Here is a 14,318-nt window from a genome sequence, read left to right as displayed (position 1 = left end):
CAATCATTCAAGTGTTCACAAGACGCTTTTTTCAATATGCAATTTGCCAAAGAACTTTTGAAGATGCCGCCCCCAAAAGCTTTTACGATTTTCAACAGACTTTTCAATGGTCACAACATCAAAAAGCGTCGCATTAATATCAGAACAAATTGCTTGAAATTCATCTAATGATAAATCCTGAAGGCGATACTGTTTTTTCTGCCAATGCTACAGCACACTCTGCCATATGATGTGCCTTATGAAAAGGAATCCCTAATTCCCAAACAAAACAATCAGCAAAATCTGTAGCTGTCACATACCTTAAATCCGCTGCTTGTTTCATGGCTTTTTTATTCACTTTCAAATCAGCAATCATTCCTGTCATCGCTGTTAATAGATAAATCCAAACTCAAAGTTCTATCAAACACATATTCTTTATTTTCTTGTACATCCTTTGAATAAGCAAGCGGTAATCCTTTTATCACCGTTAACAATCCCATAAGCGCGTCATTTTATCGACCTACTTTTGCCCTTACCAGCTTTGCTGCATCAGGTTTTCTCTTTTTTGGCATAATCGATGAACGCAGTGAAAAAATATCTGACAAACGAATAAAACAAAACTGTTCACTTAACCAAAGAATGATTTCTTCTGCTAAACGCGAAAGATGTATTGCACAACGAACACCAGCACTTAAAAATTTCAATGCAAAGTTACGGTCAAAAACACAATCAATTGCATTGCCTATAGATTTTCGGGAACCCAGCTCTTTTGCTATCATAAAGCAATCCATAGGAAAATTTGTTCCTGCCAAAACCGCAGGTCCCAAAGACGATTCATTCATTCGCTCAATGGCATCCATGCATCCGCGATAAATCGCGACCAAACATTTCAACATAAGCCATTCTATAATGATAATGACCCAATGTTACGGGTTGAACCAATTGTAAATGCGTAAAGCTTAGCAAAAAGGTCTTAACATGTTTTTCTACAAGAGCAAGCAATTGCTTTATAAACTCCTTTAAGGCTTGTGCTACTTTCTGCACTGCTTCACGAATACATAACCTAAAATCAACAGCCACTTGATCATTGCGTGAATGCGCCATATGTAAATGCCTCACAACAGAACCAACCAACGTGCTTAGCCACATTTCAATATTCATATGAATATCTTCAAGCTTTTGTGAAAAAACAAATGTATCTTCTTCAATTTTTTTTGCGAATAATTTTCAAATCATGAGAAATTTTTTCATAATCAGACTGTAAAATAATCTCTGTTTGCGTTAACATAACAGCATGAGAGAGCAAACCTTCGATATTTTTGCCGATAGAGCTTTTAATCAACATCAATTGAGGCGTTCATTTCTTCCATAACGGCAGCGGATCCTGCGATAAACCGCCACACACATTTGGTTCTTTACCTTCTCATCGATCATATTTTTAAAACATCCATAAAAAGGATAAAATCATGATTTCTCAAAGTTTTAATAGCTCAAAGAAGAAAAACAAAAAGAAGATAATCTTTATCGCATCCTTTTTTGTTGCCATTATTTTGGTTGGTGTCAGTTTATACGCAATAAAAAATCATCATGACAAGACGGTCTCTTCTTTTGCCATCGCTCTTTCAAAAGAAAAAACAGAAAAAAAACAAGACAAAAAAATGATGACAATCCAAAAAGCCGCAACAGGCTTTTTTGCTCATATGCGATTTATGGATAAACCCTTAGATATGAATACCTTCTCTTTTAAGGATATTCATGGAAAAGACCACACACTCGCTGAATTTAACGGAAAACCGTTACTCATCAATTTATGGGCTATCTGGTGCGTTCCCTGCCGCACAGAAATGCCGGAACTGGCGCAATTAAAACGCGAATTAGGTGGAGAAAATTTCGACGTCATAGCAATTAACATCGATAAAACGGCTTCTGTGAAAAAAATTCAGAAATTTTTACAAGATATTCATGCGGATAATTTAGTCTACTATCGCGATGAAACCATGAATATCTTCAACGACATGAGAAAACAAGGGCTTGCTTTAGGACTCCCCATCACATTTCTCATTGATAAAAAGGGATATCTCATTGCTTCCTATAATGGGGCAGCGCCATGGGCCAATGATGAAGCCAAAGCACTTATCAAAGCTGTCATGAAAGAAGCACAATAATCTAATAACCACGTCTTTTTAAACGTTGGATTGTCAAATCCAATGCTGACAAAAAAGCAGAACGATCTTTACCACAAAAAGGACGTGGTCCTCCTGTGACATGCCCCTGCTCTCGCAAATCCTCCATTAAATTGCGCATGGCTAAGGCTTGACCAATTGAATTTGCATCAAAAATACGCCCCGTTGGCGAAAGACAAAGTCCTCCAGACCGTACAACACGTTCTGCTAAAAGGATATCACTAGTAATAACAATACTCGCCTCATGCACATGGTCGACAATCCAATCATCAGCCCTATCAAGCCCATCAGAAACAACGATTCTTTTAATGAGTTCTTCTTGGGGAAGAGAAAGAAAACGGTTTGCGACAATAAATGTTTTAAGCTGATAACGATTCATAACACGATAAATTTCAGCTTTTACAGGACAGGCATCTGCATCAACCAATAAATTAATAGCTGGTCTTATTCCTTGCCCCCATCTTTTGTCTTTCATAGGATCTACAGGTTTTTTCATTCACCGAGACGATTGCCAATAATTGCGATAAAACATTATTGCAGCGTTTATTTCACCCCCCAAAATAAAAATTGCACTTAATATATAAAGAAAGATAATGGCAACCATAATAGATGCTAACCCCGCATAGGTTGAAATATAATCAAACATCGTTAAATATTGTGCAAAAGCAAGAGAAGCCATAAACCATACAAACATTGTCACCACGATTCCTGGCAAAATATCTATAAATTTCCGCTGCCCTGCTGGAAGCCATTTATGAACAATCAAAAGACTCATAAACAAAATAACGACAGCAATTGTATAACGCCATAAACGAATAATACCAATATATTCAGTCATAAGAAAAGAATGATTTTGCATAGTTTTGATCAACAAAGGCGCTAAAATCAATAAAAAGCTCATCACAACAAGACCAAAAGCGCCAAGGATCACAAAAAACAAACTTTGAAAACGACAAAACAACAAACTCCGTTGATCCGTCACACGGTAAGCTTTATTCAAAGCCGTACGCAAAGCTTCTATTCCATTGGAAGCAAAATAAGCCGCTCCAATAACAGAAAGCGTCAACACACCCCCTTGATGGAGGGTTAAAACATTGACAATTTCCTGCGATAAAGGTTCAGCAATGACATCAGGCAATAACTGTATGAGCGCTTTAATTTTTTGCGGTGTATAGGTAAAAGCCCCGAGAAAACGAGCAAAAGATGTTCCAAAAATAAAAAAAGGGAAAAATGCTAAAAGACCTGACAGCGCAACATGGCTTGCGAAAGCACTCCCACTATCACGCCAATAATGACTTATTGCGTCACCAAAAATACGATAGCCATACCAAAAGATATTTCTTAACAAACCTCAATACTTTCTGGTAATATCTTTTTTTCAGTTATCTCATGCTTTATAAAAACCATCAAGACTTTAAAAACAAACATTTTTTAGTATAAAGGGCAATAATCCATGTGGTCAAGCCTCCTCCTATTCAAAAACTGAAAAGCCAATAAATTTTACCAATCAAATATCTTCTGTCTAGAGCGTTTTATTTTACACGAGAGCCACCCTCCATTACAGGCAGTACCATATATCGTCGCACAAAATATCGTTGGACAAACGACTGAGAACAGTGCCGTATCTTCATCACAACGAACAATTTAAAAGAACAGATATCCTAAGATGCATGATAAGAATAAGCAAAATAACAGCACAAAATTCAAAGATGTCTTAATTTTACATTTCCTCTTTAGAAACGCTATGACGACCAAAATCAGGGGCATCAATTTCCTGACCCGCCGCAATGATATTACGGCGCACAGCACGCGTACAGGTAAAAAAATTAAACAGTGTTTCACCATCACCTATACGAATTGCCTGTTCTAAAAAAGCAAGTCCTTCACTAAAACGGCTCAACATTTCTAAAATAGCCTCTTTATTGTGCAAACAAATATCCCTCCACATAACGGGATCAGAAGATGCCAAACGCGTAAAATCACGAAAACCGGAAGCAGAATAAGCAATAACTTCTGAATTGGTTACCTTTTCTAAATCACTCGCTGTCCCAACAGTATTATACGCAATCAAATGTGGCAAATGCGAAACAATCGCTAAAACAAGATCATGATGCTTCGGCTCCATCTTTTCGACACGCGCCCCACAAGCTTCCCAAAACGCTGTCAATCGTGCAACAGCTGTCGCATCACTATCTGCAAAAGGTGTTAAAATACACCAGCGATTTATAAACAAATCAGCAAAACCAGCATCTGGGCCCGAATATTCCGTTCCAGCAATAGGATGTCCCGGAATAAAATGAACCGTTTTTGGCAATAAAGGCGCCATTTCTGTAATAACCAATTCTTTTGTAGAACCAACATCACTCACAATCGCCCCTGGCTTTAAATGATTATGAATGTTTTTTGCCACCTCTGCACTCGCTCCAACAGGAACAGAAATAATAACGAGATCAGCACCTTCAACAGCCTTTGCATTATCCGTTGTGTAAAAATCTCCAAGTTCCAATTCGCGGGCTCTTTCCAGTGTTTCTTGACGACGTGTTGCAATAGAAACCTGAGCTGAAAGATTTTTCTTTTTAATCACTCTTGCTAAAGAAGATCCAATCAGACCAATCCCAACAAGCGCTATTTTTTCAAATTGAATAGGGGGCATCTTTCACCTTTAAAAATTCTTTGCAAACAGCAACAAAGACAGTTGTAACAATCATAATTTTTCTGTTTGTTCGTCTAAGAGTTATGCGCAAAATATTAAAAAACTACAACGAGAGAATAATACAGTTTACCCTGCGTAAATAAACAACAGATCATTTTTATCTATAAAACATACGAAAAATGGAACACTAAACTTTAAAATTCTCAATTCATTGCTTACAAGCATACAACGCATTGATTCATAAAGATAATGACATTATTTATTATATTGAAAAAGATCCCTTAAAATACCGCAGAATTATTTTATTTTAAATCTTCTTATGTTGAGTTTAATCAAAATCATGTCTTTTGCACCTTACAATAAGAACTTCTTCTCCACATGCCTTTTTACGACTGTCTAAAACAGCAGTCTGAATTCTTTCCATTGCGTAAGAAATCTGTTCTAAGTTCCAATATTTTAAAGCTTGTTCAACAATTTTTTCCGTTGAAAAAATGAATGAACGCGCTTGAGAAACCACTGTAAAAGCTGATTTCCCTTCAACCTCTACCTAGTAACGTAAGAGCTGTAATTGCTGAAAATACCTCTATGCTATACTCAAAATAAAAAATCATCATATTTTAAACATATTTTAAATATGTTAAGCTGCCATTTGCCGTCGTGCGATAATTGTGAGCCCTAACAAAGCTTGACGAATAATGGCTTCACCCAAAAGTGGATTTTTACGGCTTTCTAAAACAGCCCTCTGAATTCTTTCCATTGCGTAAGAAATTTGTTCTAAGTTCCAATACTTTAAAGCTTGTTCAACAATTTTTTTCCGTTGAAAAAAAATGGGGGGACGCGCTTGAGAAACCACCGTAAAAGATGATTTTCCTTCAACCTCTACCTGATAACGCAAGAGCTGTAATTGCTGAAAATGCCTTTGTGCTGTATTTAAAATAAAAAAAAGCGCCCCCTGCAATGCTGCATGTCGATTAAAATGCGCTTCAAAGCTTGATATATCACCCAATAAAAGAGCATCAATGACTTCATCTTGAGAAAAAGCACTGACATCACTTACAACAGCTTTCACATCTTCAAGAGTAATATGAACATTTGAAGCATAAAGACAAAGCTTCTCTAATTCACCTCGTGATACAAGACGATCGGCCCCTAAATTTTCATGCAACCATCTCCGTGCATCCAAAGAAAGAGTCTTCTTAAACTGCCCTAAAACCTCATCAATCAAACTGTCAAGAGAACGCATATCATCAGCAAAACAGGGCAAAGCCATTGCATTTGCTGCCGTTTCAATAACATTACGCAACCCTATTCCTTTTTTTAAATCCCCTGCCTCAATGAGAATAAAACTTTTTTCTGGTGGTTTATCAATCAAAAGCTTCAAGGCTGCAAGAAAACCTTTTTGGTTAGCAGCATTAGAAATCCATATTAAACGGTCTCCCCCAAAAAGCGATAAAGTCCGCGCTTCATTTTCCAAACGTGCAGGATCTTTATCAATTTCAGCAGCATCCAAACGAATTGTCGAAAATGGATCTTCTATTGCTATCTTTGTAAGCTTGGCAAAACGTTGAGCACGTTCGCAAATAAGACCACGATCTGGACCATAAATGAGAACAATAGGAAAAGCACGTGAGAAACGCGTTAGAAATTGATCAACCTCATGTGCTTTTTTTTGAGCCACACTCTTAATCCATTAACAGTTCATCATTATCAAGAACTTCCCCGCGAACTTTCTGAAACATGTGAATTAAATCACTAACATCCAAGCCCTTACGCTCTTCATGACAGACATCCAAAATCACTTTTCCACCATGCAACATCAATGTGCGATCGCCATAATCAAGAGCCTGACGCATAGAATGGGTGACCATAATAGTCGTTAATTTTTTCTCTTCAACGATTTTTTCCGTCAACCGCATCACAAAATCAGCCATTCCAGGATCAAGTGCTGAGGTATGTTCATCCAGCAATAAAACATCTGCATGTGCTAACGTTGCCATCACAAGACAAACGGCTTGGCGTTGTCCACCAGATAAACTATCCATAGGATTTTGAATATAGGCTTCAAGACCAATGCCTAATTGAGCAATTTTCTCTCGAAAAAATTGTCTTTTTTCATGGTTTAAAGCTGAACGCAAACTACGGCGATTTCCTCGAAGAGCAGCAAGAGCCAAATTTTCTTCAATTGTTAAAGAACCACAACTTCCCTTTAACGAATCTTGAAAAACACATGCCACCTTTCCAGCACGTTCGCTGACTGATTGCCTAGAAACATTTTGTCCATTGATAACCACTTTTCCTGTCGAGGGAAGCATTTCCCCCGCCAAAACACTGAGCAATGTTGATTTACCGGCACCATTCGAACCGATAACCGTAACAAAGCTACCCTGATCAATTTTGAGGTTAATATCAATTAACGCCTGTTTTTCCAAAGGTGTTTGCGGTTTAAATGTTACCCCAACATGAAACAACTCAATCACGTTTATGCCTCCTCCAATAGCGTGGCACAATAAGAGTTAACACAACCAACAGTGAAGTAATCAACTGAAGATCTGTCGACGTATCAATACCAATTCCATTGGCTTCAAATGCAAATTGCACCGCCACACGATACAACACAGACCCCACAATACAACTGACTATAATCCAAAAAATATTGCGCGTACGAAAGAGAGTTTCGCCAATAATCACAGCAGCCAATCCAAAAACAATTGTACCAATTCCACCGGTAATATCCGTTGCAATTGCAGTTTGAATATAAAGAGAGCCACCAAGTGCAACACAGGCATTTGAAAGCCCCATACCAAAATAAATCAATGCAGATGTATGAACCCCTTGCGCCGTCGCCATGCGTGGATTAGCGCCCATTGCACGCATAGCAAGACCTATTTCACTTTCCAAAAAGCGCCAAATAAAAAATGCCACAACCAGCAATACAGTACCAACAAAAAGAGGGCGCACAAAGATATCGGACAACCCAAACAGATTATAAAAAGGTGTTAAGGCTGTATCAGCAAGCGCTAAATTAACATTAGACCCTCCCATAATTCCCATAATACGAAGGTTAACCGTATAGAGCGCCGACATCGTTAAAATAGAAGCCAAAAGATTCAAAATGCCAAAACGCAAATTTAACATGGCTGTTAATAAGCCAGCAGCCATACCTGCACAAAAAGCGCATGCCATAGCTGTCCATGCATTAAAACCTAAAAGAATCAAGACGCCACAAACGCAGGACCCAAGAAGAAATGAGCCATCAACTGTCAAATCCGGAAAGTCCAAAACGCGAAATGAGAGATAAACCCCTATAGCCACAAACGCATAAATAAGACCTAATTCCACAGCGCCAGAAAAGGCAAATATATTCATGTAAAGACAATCCCCATGAAAACTTAACGTACTTTTATTGTATCAATACTCTCTCAACAAAAGTTATTGAATCACTTTTGTTGCGCGGACAATAACAGTCTGCGGGATAACGATTCCTGCCTTTTTTGCTGCTTTCAGATCAATTCGAATGTCATTATTAGCTGCCTGCACAACATCAATATCACCAGGCTTTTCACCCTTTAGAATACGCACAACCAACTTCCCAGCATCAACCCCAACATCGTAGAAATTCACACCTTGCGTCATAAAAGGGCCACGTCCTATCGTATTCGCATCAACAGTAAACACAGGCATATTGGCTTCCTGTGTGACCTTTATTGCGCCCTCTAAAACAGACAGAATCGTGTTATCAGCAGGAACAAAAATAACATCGACCTTCCCGATTAAAGCGCGTGTTGCTGCCTGAACATCTGAAGGTTTTGGTGCCGATGAAGGAATGATTTCAATTCCAGCTTTTTTTGCGACATCCTTTAAGGTCTTAAGGGTTGAAACAGAATTTGCCTCAGAAGCATTATAAAGATAACCAATTTTTTTCAAATCTGGTTTTACTTCTTGCAAAAGTTTAACACTTTCAGCAACATCGATACGATCAGAACTCCCCGTCATATTGCCGCCAGGCTTGGTCAGCGAAGAAACGATTCTAGCTCCGATAGGATCAGAAATCGCTGCAAAGACGATAGGTATTGTTTTTGTTGCCGCAAGCATTGTTTGTGCTGAAGGCGTGGTAATCGCTACAATAACATCGGGATTATCACCAACAAATTTACGTGCAATTTGCGTTGCTGTTGAAATATTGCCCTGTGCTGATAAAAAAGTCAGTTGAAAATTCTCACCTTGCTTATAACCATTTTCTGCAAGAACATCTTCCACCCCTTTACGCACAGCATCCGCTGCAGGATGGATCATAATTTGTGTTAAAGCAACTTTAACGTGTTTAACTTGGTCATCGGCTTTTGCAACGCTGTTCATCATAAAAACAGCTGCGATGACAATCCCTAATATATTTATTCTCTTCAACATTATACTCCACCCCTCTCCATGCAAAAATTAAAAAAGGAACAATTCATTACTGAAAAATTTTCTAAAATCAATCTTTATTTCATTTTATCGAAACATAGACAAAATAAATCAAACTGAGATGATATTTTTTTGTTGCAATTCATAGAAGCCTACGCCATACAGGCAAAGTATATATCGAATCGGTGAGCGGGTGTAGCTCAGGGGTAGAGCACAACCTTGCCAAGGTTGGGGTCGTGGGTTCGAATCCCATCGCCCGCTCCATTTGAAGTTTGATTTATTGTAGCTTGTTGCCCAACAGTATTTTGCCCAACAGTATTTTGCATTGTCTCCTTGCCATCGCGAGGGTAATTTTTTTCTAATATTGGCGGCAGATCTTTTGCGACCCTTCATGTTATAAAAACTTATGTAAAAGAATTTGGGATCACCTTTGAATTAACGAATTTTTACGGCCCTCAGTATTAAAAGATCAATGAGAAATGGTAAGGAAAACAAATGTTAAACAAAACAAAAATTAACTTATCATTAGAAAATAATTTTTGTTCAAAGGTCCGTTTTTTACCAAAATTATGTCCCCAAATGCAGGTTATTGATCTTTCAAATGGTGTATCTTCGATTCATTCAACATTTTCTTCAAACACATTCAACATTATCTCTGCTAAAAATTTACAAGAAACGATACCTGCAAACCAAGCAAAATCCATAATTGATTCCTTTAATGCACAAAAACTCCCTTTGGCTTGGTGGGTTGGACCTCATTCGTCTCATTACAACGTTGATGAAATTCTTTTATCGATTGGCTTAGAGCATGTTGAAACAGAGGTAGGAATGGCGGCTTTAGCGCAAGATATAGATTCACATCTGACTTCTACGCCAGATAACTTCAAAATAAAAGAAGTTGAATCACTTCAAAATTTTAGAGATTATGGAAATGTTATGGCATCAGTCTTCGAGCCTTTTGATAAAGAGGCGGTCATATTTTATGAAACGATAGGAGGCTTTTATAAAAAAGATCCTAATGTAGATCTGTTCGTTGGTTATATAAATAACAATCCTGTAGCGATATGTTTTTGTATAAAAGCGGATGGCATTGGTGGAGTGTATGATATTGTAACCAATCCAGATTTTCAGAAAAGAGGTATTGGGACATTCATAACAAAAATTGCTATTAAGCATTTAAAAAGAAAGAAATGTCATGTTATTGGTCTGCAAGCATCTCACGAGGGAATTAGAATTTATAAAAAATTGGGTTTTATAAATTTTGGTGAATTTAAAGTTTATTCCAATAAACACATGGTCATTTAGCGAAAAACTCTTTTTTTCCTCTTCATTTAAGAAAATTTATTATTTTCAGCAGAACGCAAATATAACCAACCAATCGATCAACAGCGAATATGATGGGATGAACGAGCTTTAATATCGCTTTGTAAAAAGTCTTTCCCTCTATCCTTTTTACCATCAAATTTTGACTTATAAGAGTCTCTTGGCTTTCTATTTTTTCACTTAAAATTGCTTCTGAATAGAATATATTAATTATAAAAATATATATAAAAGCAATAAATTATAACTTTTTTCTCTCTCATTTTTTTAAATACAAAACAACTGTTAAGCGACAATGTGCTAACATTTATCCGTGATAAGTCCCAAATGGCATATAATGACGAAAAAAATTCATAGAGTGAAAATTTTTTACAATAAATTGTTGTCTCAATCTTTCCACAATGCATAAAAATGGTGAAGTGGACCTCGTCCTTTCCCTACTTTTAAAGCATTTGAAGCCGTTAAAGCGCCATGTAAATAGTTCTTTGCTTGTTTCACAGCGCAGTCTAAAGGTTGTGTAGGCAATAAAGCTGCAATGGCAGCAGAAATGGTACACCCTGTCCCGTGATCATGCGTGGTTGAAAGACGAGAAGCTTCAAGCATAACCAGATTTTCATGATCACAATAAAGATCTGGACTAGAGCAATCGTAATTTTCTGTACTACTTCTGGTAAGCGTATTCAAATGTCCGCCTTTTAACAAAACCGCATGACACCCTAATGCCAACAATCGTGGAGCATATTGATACATAGTTTCTAAAGACCATTGTACTTCACATCCCAATAACAGTGCAGCTTCAGGCAAATTTGGCGTGATCAAAGTTGACATCGGTACAAGAACATCACGCATAATTTCAATGGCATCAGACTTTAAAAGAACATCACCGCTTTTTGCAACCATAACTGGGTCAAAAACAATGAAACGCACTTTATGATAAGCAAGACGTTCTGCAATAACCTGTGCAATTTGAGCATTTGCAACCATACCAATTTTAACGGCATCAACGTGGATATCCTCAAAAACAGAATCAATCTGATCTGCAACAAAAGAAGCATCTAATGCCTGAAAAGAACGCACACCCTGAGTATTTTGTGCAACAACAGCTGTAACCACACTCATACCATAAGTTTTCATAGCTGAAAAAACCTTCAAATCCGCCTGCATTCCAGCGCCACCAGAAGGATCTGTTCCCGCAATAGATAAAATCCGTGGAATAAAAAATTCATCTTTTTCTAATTCCATCAACCTCTTTCCTTCTGTTTTTAAATATCAGAAAATGAATTAGCTAAAAAATAGATGCTTGAAAAAACATAAAGAAGATGTTTTCTCATGTGAATTATATTATATGAAGTTTTCTTATAGATATAAAATGGAAAATATAGTGCTTATCCTTCGTTCTATTCTTTTTACATTCGCTTTTTATACCACAACTTTCATACAAATGATTCTTTACGCTCCCATTTATTTTCTCATGCCCCGAAAAAAAGCGTGGATTGTTCCTAAAACATGGGCGCGCGTTACACTCTTTTTGCAAAAATACATCGCAGGCACACGTTATGAAATTGAAGGATTAGAAAATCTCCCACAAGGGGCCTATATCATTGCTCCAAAACATCAATCTGCATGGGAAACTTTTAGCCTTGTTCCCTATTTTGATGATCCCACTCTCATTTTAAAACGTGAATTGATGTGGATTCCCTTGTTTGGCTGGTATATGGCAAAAACACAAATTATCCCCATTAACCGCACAACGCCCATCAAAGCCTTAAAAATAATTATACAAAAAGCAAAAGAGAAAGTAAAACAAGGACGCCAAATCCTTATTTTTCCCGAAGGAACACGCCGACAACCTGGTCAAGAACCAGATTATAAGTCAGGAATTGTCGCACTCTATAATGAATTAGGACTTCAAGTTGTCCCTATTGCACACAATGCGGGTTTATATTGGCCACGAGGTAATTTCCGTCGCTATCCCGGAACAATTCGTGTTCGTATTCTCCCCCCGATAGAAGCAGGTTTAAGCAAACGTGATTTTCTAAATCAACTGATCCAAAAAACTGAAGAAGCCTGTGATGAACTACTTCTTTTAGCCGCTCAAGATTCTACTCCTCCTCCTATGCCACCATCTGCTGTTCAGAAACTTCAAAAACTGAAGCATCATGAAACACTATTTTGATTGATAAAAGGCATCATTATGAAAAACAGTGAATAATCATTACAAACCAATATTTATATAATAAAATAACAGGCAAAATGTATGGTTATACGAGCTTGTTCCTTCCTAAAAAACATCAATCTCTTCAAGAACCTGAAATTTTTTAAAATCTTCATTATTTAAAAAGTATTTCTTGAGAGACTTCAATCATCAAACAAAATTCAAGGGGAAAATAAAATGAGTGTTGGTTTTTATCCACGTTAATATAGCAATTAACCATCTTTCCTCTCTATCCTAGACTTAAAAGCTTTGTGTGCTACATTAAAACAATTCTAAATAACGAATGAGAAGGAACTGGATTTAAATTCATGCAACGTCTCTTCTACAATTTATTTTTTTATTTCATTTTGAGTTTGTCGAGCACTTTTGCTTTAGCACAGCCTTTTATTTCTGTTGATGTTACAACGGGACATATCTTAAAACATAATCAAGCTTTTGAGCGGTGGTATCCAGCTTCCTTAACAAAATTAATGACTGCTTATGTTATTTTTCGCGCCATGAGCCGAGGGGAAGTTTCCCCCAACAAACCTATCACCATCAGCGAATACGCAGCAAAAGCTCCCGCGTATCGTTCAGGTTATAAAGCTGGTTCTGTTCTCACACTTGATACGGCCTTAAGTATCACCATGGTTAAATCAACCAATGATTTGGCCATTGCCATGAGTGAAGCCGTTGCTGGTTCACAGAAAGCTTTTGTACATAAAATGAATAGTGAAGCTAAACGTTTAGGCATGTTTGGCACCCATTTTGCAAACGCAAGTGGTTTACCAGATCCTCAAAACTATTCCACCGCACGTGATATTGCTCTTTTAGCTGTCCAAATACGTCGGGAGTTTCCACAATATGCTCATTATTTTTCTATTCCAGCCATTGATTTTGGTAATAACCGAAAAATCCAGCATAACTCAAACAACCTCATTGGTCGTTTTTATGGAATAGACGGTATGAAAACAGGCTTTATTTGCGCCTCTGGTTTTAATCTTGTTGCCTCAGCCACCCGCAATAAACGTACAATTATTGCTGTCATTCTAGGGGCAAACAACATCAGTGAAAGGGAAGAAAAAGCAGCACAACTTCTTGAAATAGGTTTTTTGCATCAAGGAAGCCCCCAATTAACACTCGCAACATTAAAACCTTATGGGAGCAACATAACGCAATCCAACAATATGAGACAACAAACATGCACGCCTGAAGCCATAAAAATGCATGCCAATTCATATGATGATCAAGGAAATATTATTCTCACCTCACCTTTTATCACTGCTCCACCTTCTTTTTCTCATCCTTTAGTAGTACATCTCATTCGTAGTCCACAGACGCCTAAAATAACAGTAAAACCACTAAAAAAACCCCATAGTCCATATAAAAGACGTGCAAACTATTCTATAAAAAAGCCGTAAGCCACAATTCACAATTTATGATTAATTATTTTGCCCCATTTTTCCAAAACTACAAATATCGTAAAATTCTCTCATTTCAAATCCATCGCTATTGAATCAATTAAAATCAGTCTCTTTCAGTTCACAAGGTGGATGAGCATAATAGATAAAATAATCAAAGTAAG

At 37.3% G+C, this 14,318-nt stretch carries 12 protein-coding genes, 1 tRNA gene and 2 pseudogenes; 5 read left to right on the top strand and 10 right to left on the bottom strand.

All coding sequences use genetic code 11. The annotated features are described in order from the left end of the window. Nucleotides 1-31: 31 nt before the first annotated feature. Nucleotides 32-1,413: pseudogene (gene argH / locus PVV70_RS00975) on the bottom strand (argininosuccinate lyase). A 32-nt stretch (nt 1,414-1,445) separates the two neighbouring features. Between argH and PVV70_RS00970 the strand changes: the two are divergent. After that, nucleotides 1,446-2,144 (top strand): TlpA disulfide reductase family protein, encoded by a 699-nt coding sequence (locus tag PVV70_RS00970; protein WP_273757552.1) that lies wholly within the window; start codon nt 1,446-1,448, stop codon nt 2,142-2,144. A 1-nt stretch (nt 2,145) separates the two neighbouring features. On the opposite strand, the gene PVV70_RS00965 is transcribed toward PVV70_RS00970, so the two are convergent. The 8 genes and pseudogenes from PVV70_RS00965 to PVV70_RS00930 form a co-directional block, all read right to left on the bottom strand. Next, nucleotides 2,146-2,637, bottom strand: a complete 492-nt coding sequence (locus PVV70_RS00965; RefSeq protein ID WP_273757551.1) for a YaiI/YqxD family protein — start codon at nt 2,635-2,637, stop codon at nt 2,146-2,148. A gap of 21 nt (nt 2,638-2,658) precedes the next feature. Next, the gene (locus PVV70_RS00960; protein ID WP_273757550.1) at nt 2,659-3,510 is read right to left on the bottom strand and encodes a YihY/virulence factor BrkB family protein; all 852 of its coding nucleotides are present in this window, start codon (nt 3,508-3,510) and stop codon (nt 2,659-2,661) included. A gap of 372 nt (nt 3,511-3,882) precedes the next feature. After that, nucleotides 3,883-4,815 carry a prephenate/arogenate dehydrogenase family protein gene (locus PVV70_RS00955; RefSeq protein WP_273757549.1) on the bottom strand — a complete coding sequence of 311 codons (933 nt, stop codon included), beginning with the start codon at nt 4,813-4,815 and terminating at the stop codon, nt 3,883-3,885. A gap of 328 nt (nt 4,816-5,143) precedes the next feature. Further along, nucleotides 5,144-5,422: pseudogene (holA, locus tag PVV70_RS00950) on the bottom strand (DNA polymerase III subunit delta); the annotation flags it as partial. Nucleotides 5,423-5,452: 30 nt separating this feature from the next. Beyond that, nucleotides 5,453-6,493 carry a DNA polymerase III subunit delta gene (holA, locus tag PVV70_RS00945; protein ID WP_273757548.1) on the bottom strand — a complete coding sequence of 347 codons (1,041 nt, stop codon included), beginning with the start codon at nt 6,491-6,493 and terminating at the stop codon, nt 5,453-5,455. Nucleotides 6,494-6,497: 4 nt separating this feature from the next. Beyond that, nucleotides 6,498-7,292, bottom strand: a complete 795-nt coding sequence (locus tag PVV70_RS00940) for an ABC transporter ATP-binding protein (RefSeq protein WP_273757547.1) — start codon at nt 7,290-7,292, stop codon at nt 6,498-6,500. After that, on the bottom strand, nt 7,285-8,181 hold the full coding sequence (locus tag PVV70_RS00935) for an ABC transporter permease (RefSeq protein WP_273757546.1): 897 nt from the start codon (nt 8,179-8,181) through the stop codon (nt 7,285-7,287). The genes PVV70_RS00940 and PVV70_RS00935 overlap by 8 nt, the downstream gene beginning before the upstream one ends. Before the next feature lie 63 nt (nt 8,182-8,244). Beyond that, a complete protein-coding gene (locus PVV70_RS00930) occupies nt 8,245-9,222 on the bottom strand; it encodes an ABC transporter substrate-binding protein (protein WP_273757545.1) in 978 nt (325 codons plus the stop codon). Nucleotides 9,223-9,408: 186 nt separating this feature from the next. On the opposite strand from PVV70_RS00930, the gene PVV70_RS00925 reads away from it, so the two are divergent. Together PVV70_RS00925 and PVV70_RS00920 are read left to right on the top strand one after the other, a co-directional pair. Beyond that, a tRNA-Gly gene (locus PVV70_RS00925) sits at nt 9,409-9,483 on the top strand. A 231-nt stretch (nt 9,484-9,714) separates the two neighbouring features. Next, complete coding sequence (locus PVV70_RS00920; protein WP_273757544.1) at nt 9,715-10,524, top strand: GNAT family N-acetyltransferase; 810 nt, start codon at nt 9,715-9,717, stop codon at nt 10,522-10,524. A 402-nt stretch (nt 10,525-10,926) separates the two neighbouring features. Here PVV70_RS00920 and thiD read toward each other — a convergent pair whose 3' ends face one another. Continuing rightward, nucleotides 10,927-11,781 (bottom strand): bifunctional hydroxymethylpyrimidine kinase/phosphomethylpyrimidine kinase, encoded by an 855-nt coding sequence (gene thiD, locus PVV70_RS00915; protein ID WP_273757542.1) that lies wholly within the window; start codon nt 11,779-11,781, stop codon nt 10,927-10,929. Between the two features lie 127 nt (nt 11,782-11,908). On the opposite strand from thiD, the gene PVV70_RS00910 reads away from it, so the two are divergent. Continuing rightward, the gene (locus tag PVV70_RS00910; protein ID WP_273757541.1) at nt 11,909-12,715 is read left to right on the top strand and encodes a 1-acyl-sn-glycerol-3-phosphate acyltransferase; all 807 of its coding nucleotides are present in this window, start codon (nt 11,909-11,911) and stop codon (nt 12,713-12,715) included. A 347-nt stretch (nt 12,716-13,062) separates the two neighbouring features. Next, a complete protein-coding gene (locus tag PVV70_RS00905) occupies nt 13,063-14,154 on the top strand; it encodes a D-alanyl-D-alanine carboxypeptidase family protein (protein ID WP_273757540.1) in 1,092 nt (363 codons plus the stop codon). Nucleotides 14,155-14,318: the final 164 nt, after the last annotated feature.

It is taken from the genome of Bartonella sp. AU55XJBT, assembly GCF_028618525.1.
Note: the sequence above shows the minus strand (reverse complement) of the source record. Positions and strands in the feature narration are given on the sequence as shown.

Coding starts and splice junctions, on each gene's coding strand:
- PVV70_RS00970 (WP_273757552.1), top strand. CDS start 1,446: ATGATTTCTCAAAGTTTTAATAGCTCAAAGAAGAAAAACAAAAAGAAG.
- PVV70_RS00965 (WP_273757551.1), bottom strand. CDS start 2,637: ATGAAAGACAAAAGATGGGGGCAAGGAATAAGACCAGCTATTAATTTA.
- PVV70_RS00955 (WP_273757549.1), bottom strand. CDS start 4,815: ATGCCCCCTATTCAATTTGAAAAAATAGCGCTTGTTGGGATTGGTCTG.
- PVV70_RS00935 (WP_273757546.1), bottom strand. CDS start 8,181: ATGAATATATTTGCCTTTTCTGGCGCTGTGGAATTAGGTCTTATTTAT.
- PVV70_RS00930 (WP_273757545.1), bottom strand. CDS start 9,222: ATGTTGAAGAGAATAAATATATTAGGGATTGTCATCGCAGCTGTTTTT.
- PVV70_RS00920 (WP_273757544.1), top strand. CDS start 9,715: ATGTTAAACAAAACAAAAATTAACTTATCATTAGAAAATAATTTTTGT.
- thiD (WP_273757542.1), bottom strand. CDS start 11,781: ATGGAATTAGAAAAAGATGAATTTTTTATTCCACGGATTTTATCTATT.
- PVV70_RS00910 (WP_273757541.1), top strand. CDS start 11,909: ATGGAAAATATAGTGCTTATCCTTCGTTCTATTCTTTTTACATTCGCT.
- PVV70_RS00905 (WP_273757540.1), top strand. CDS start 13,063: ATGCAACGTCTCTTCTACAATTTATTTTTTTATTTCATTTTGAGTTTG.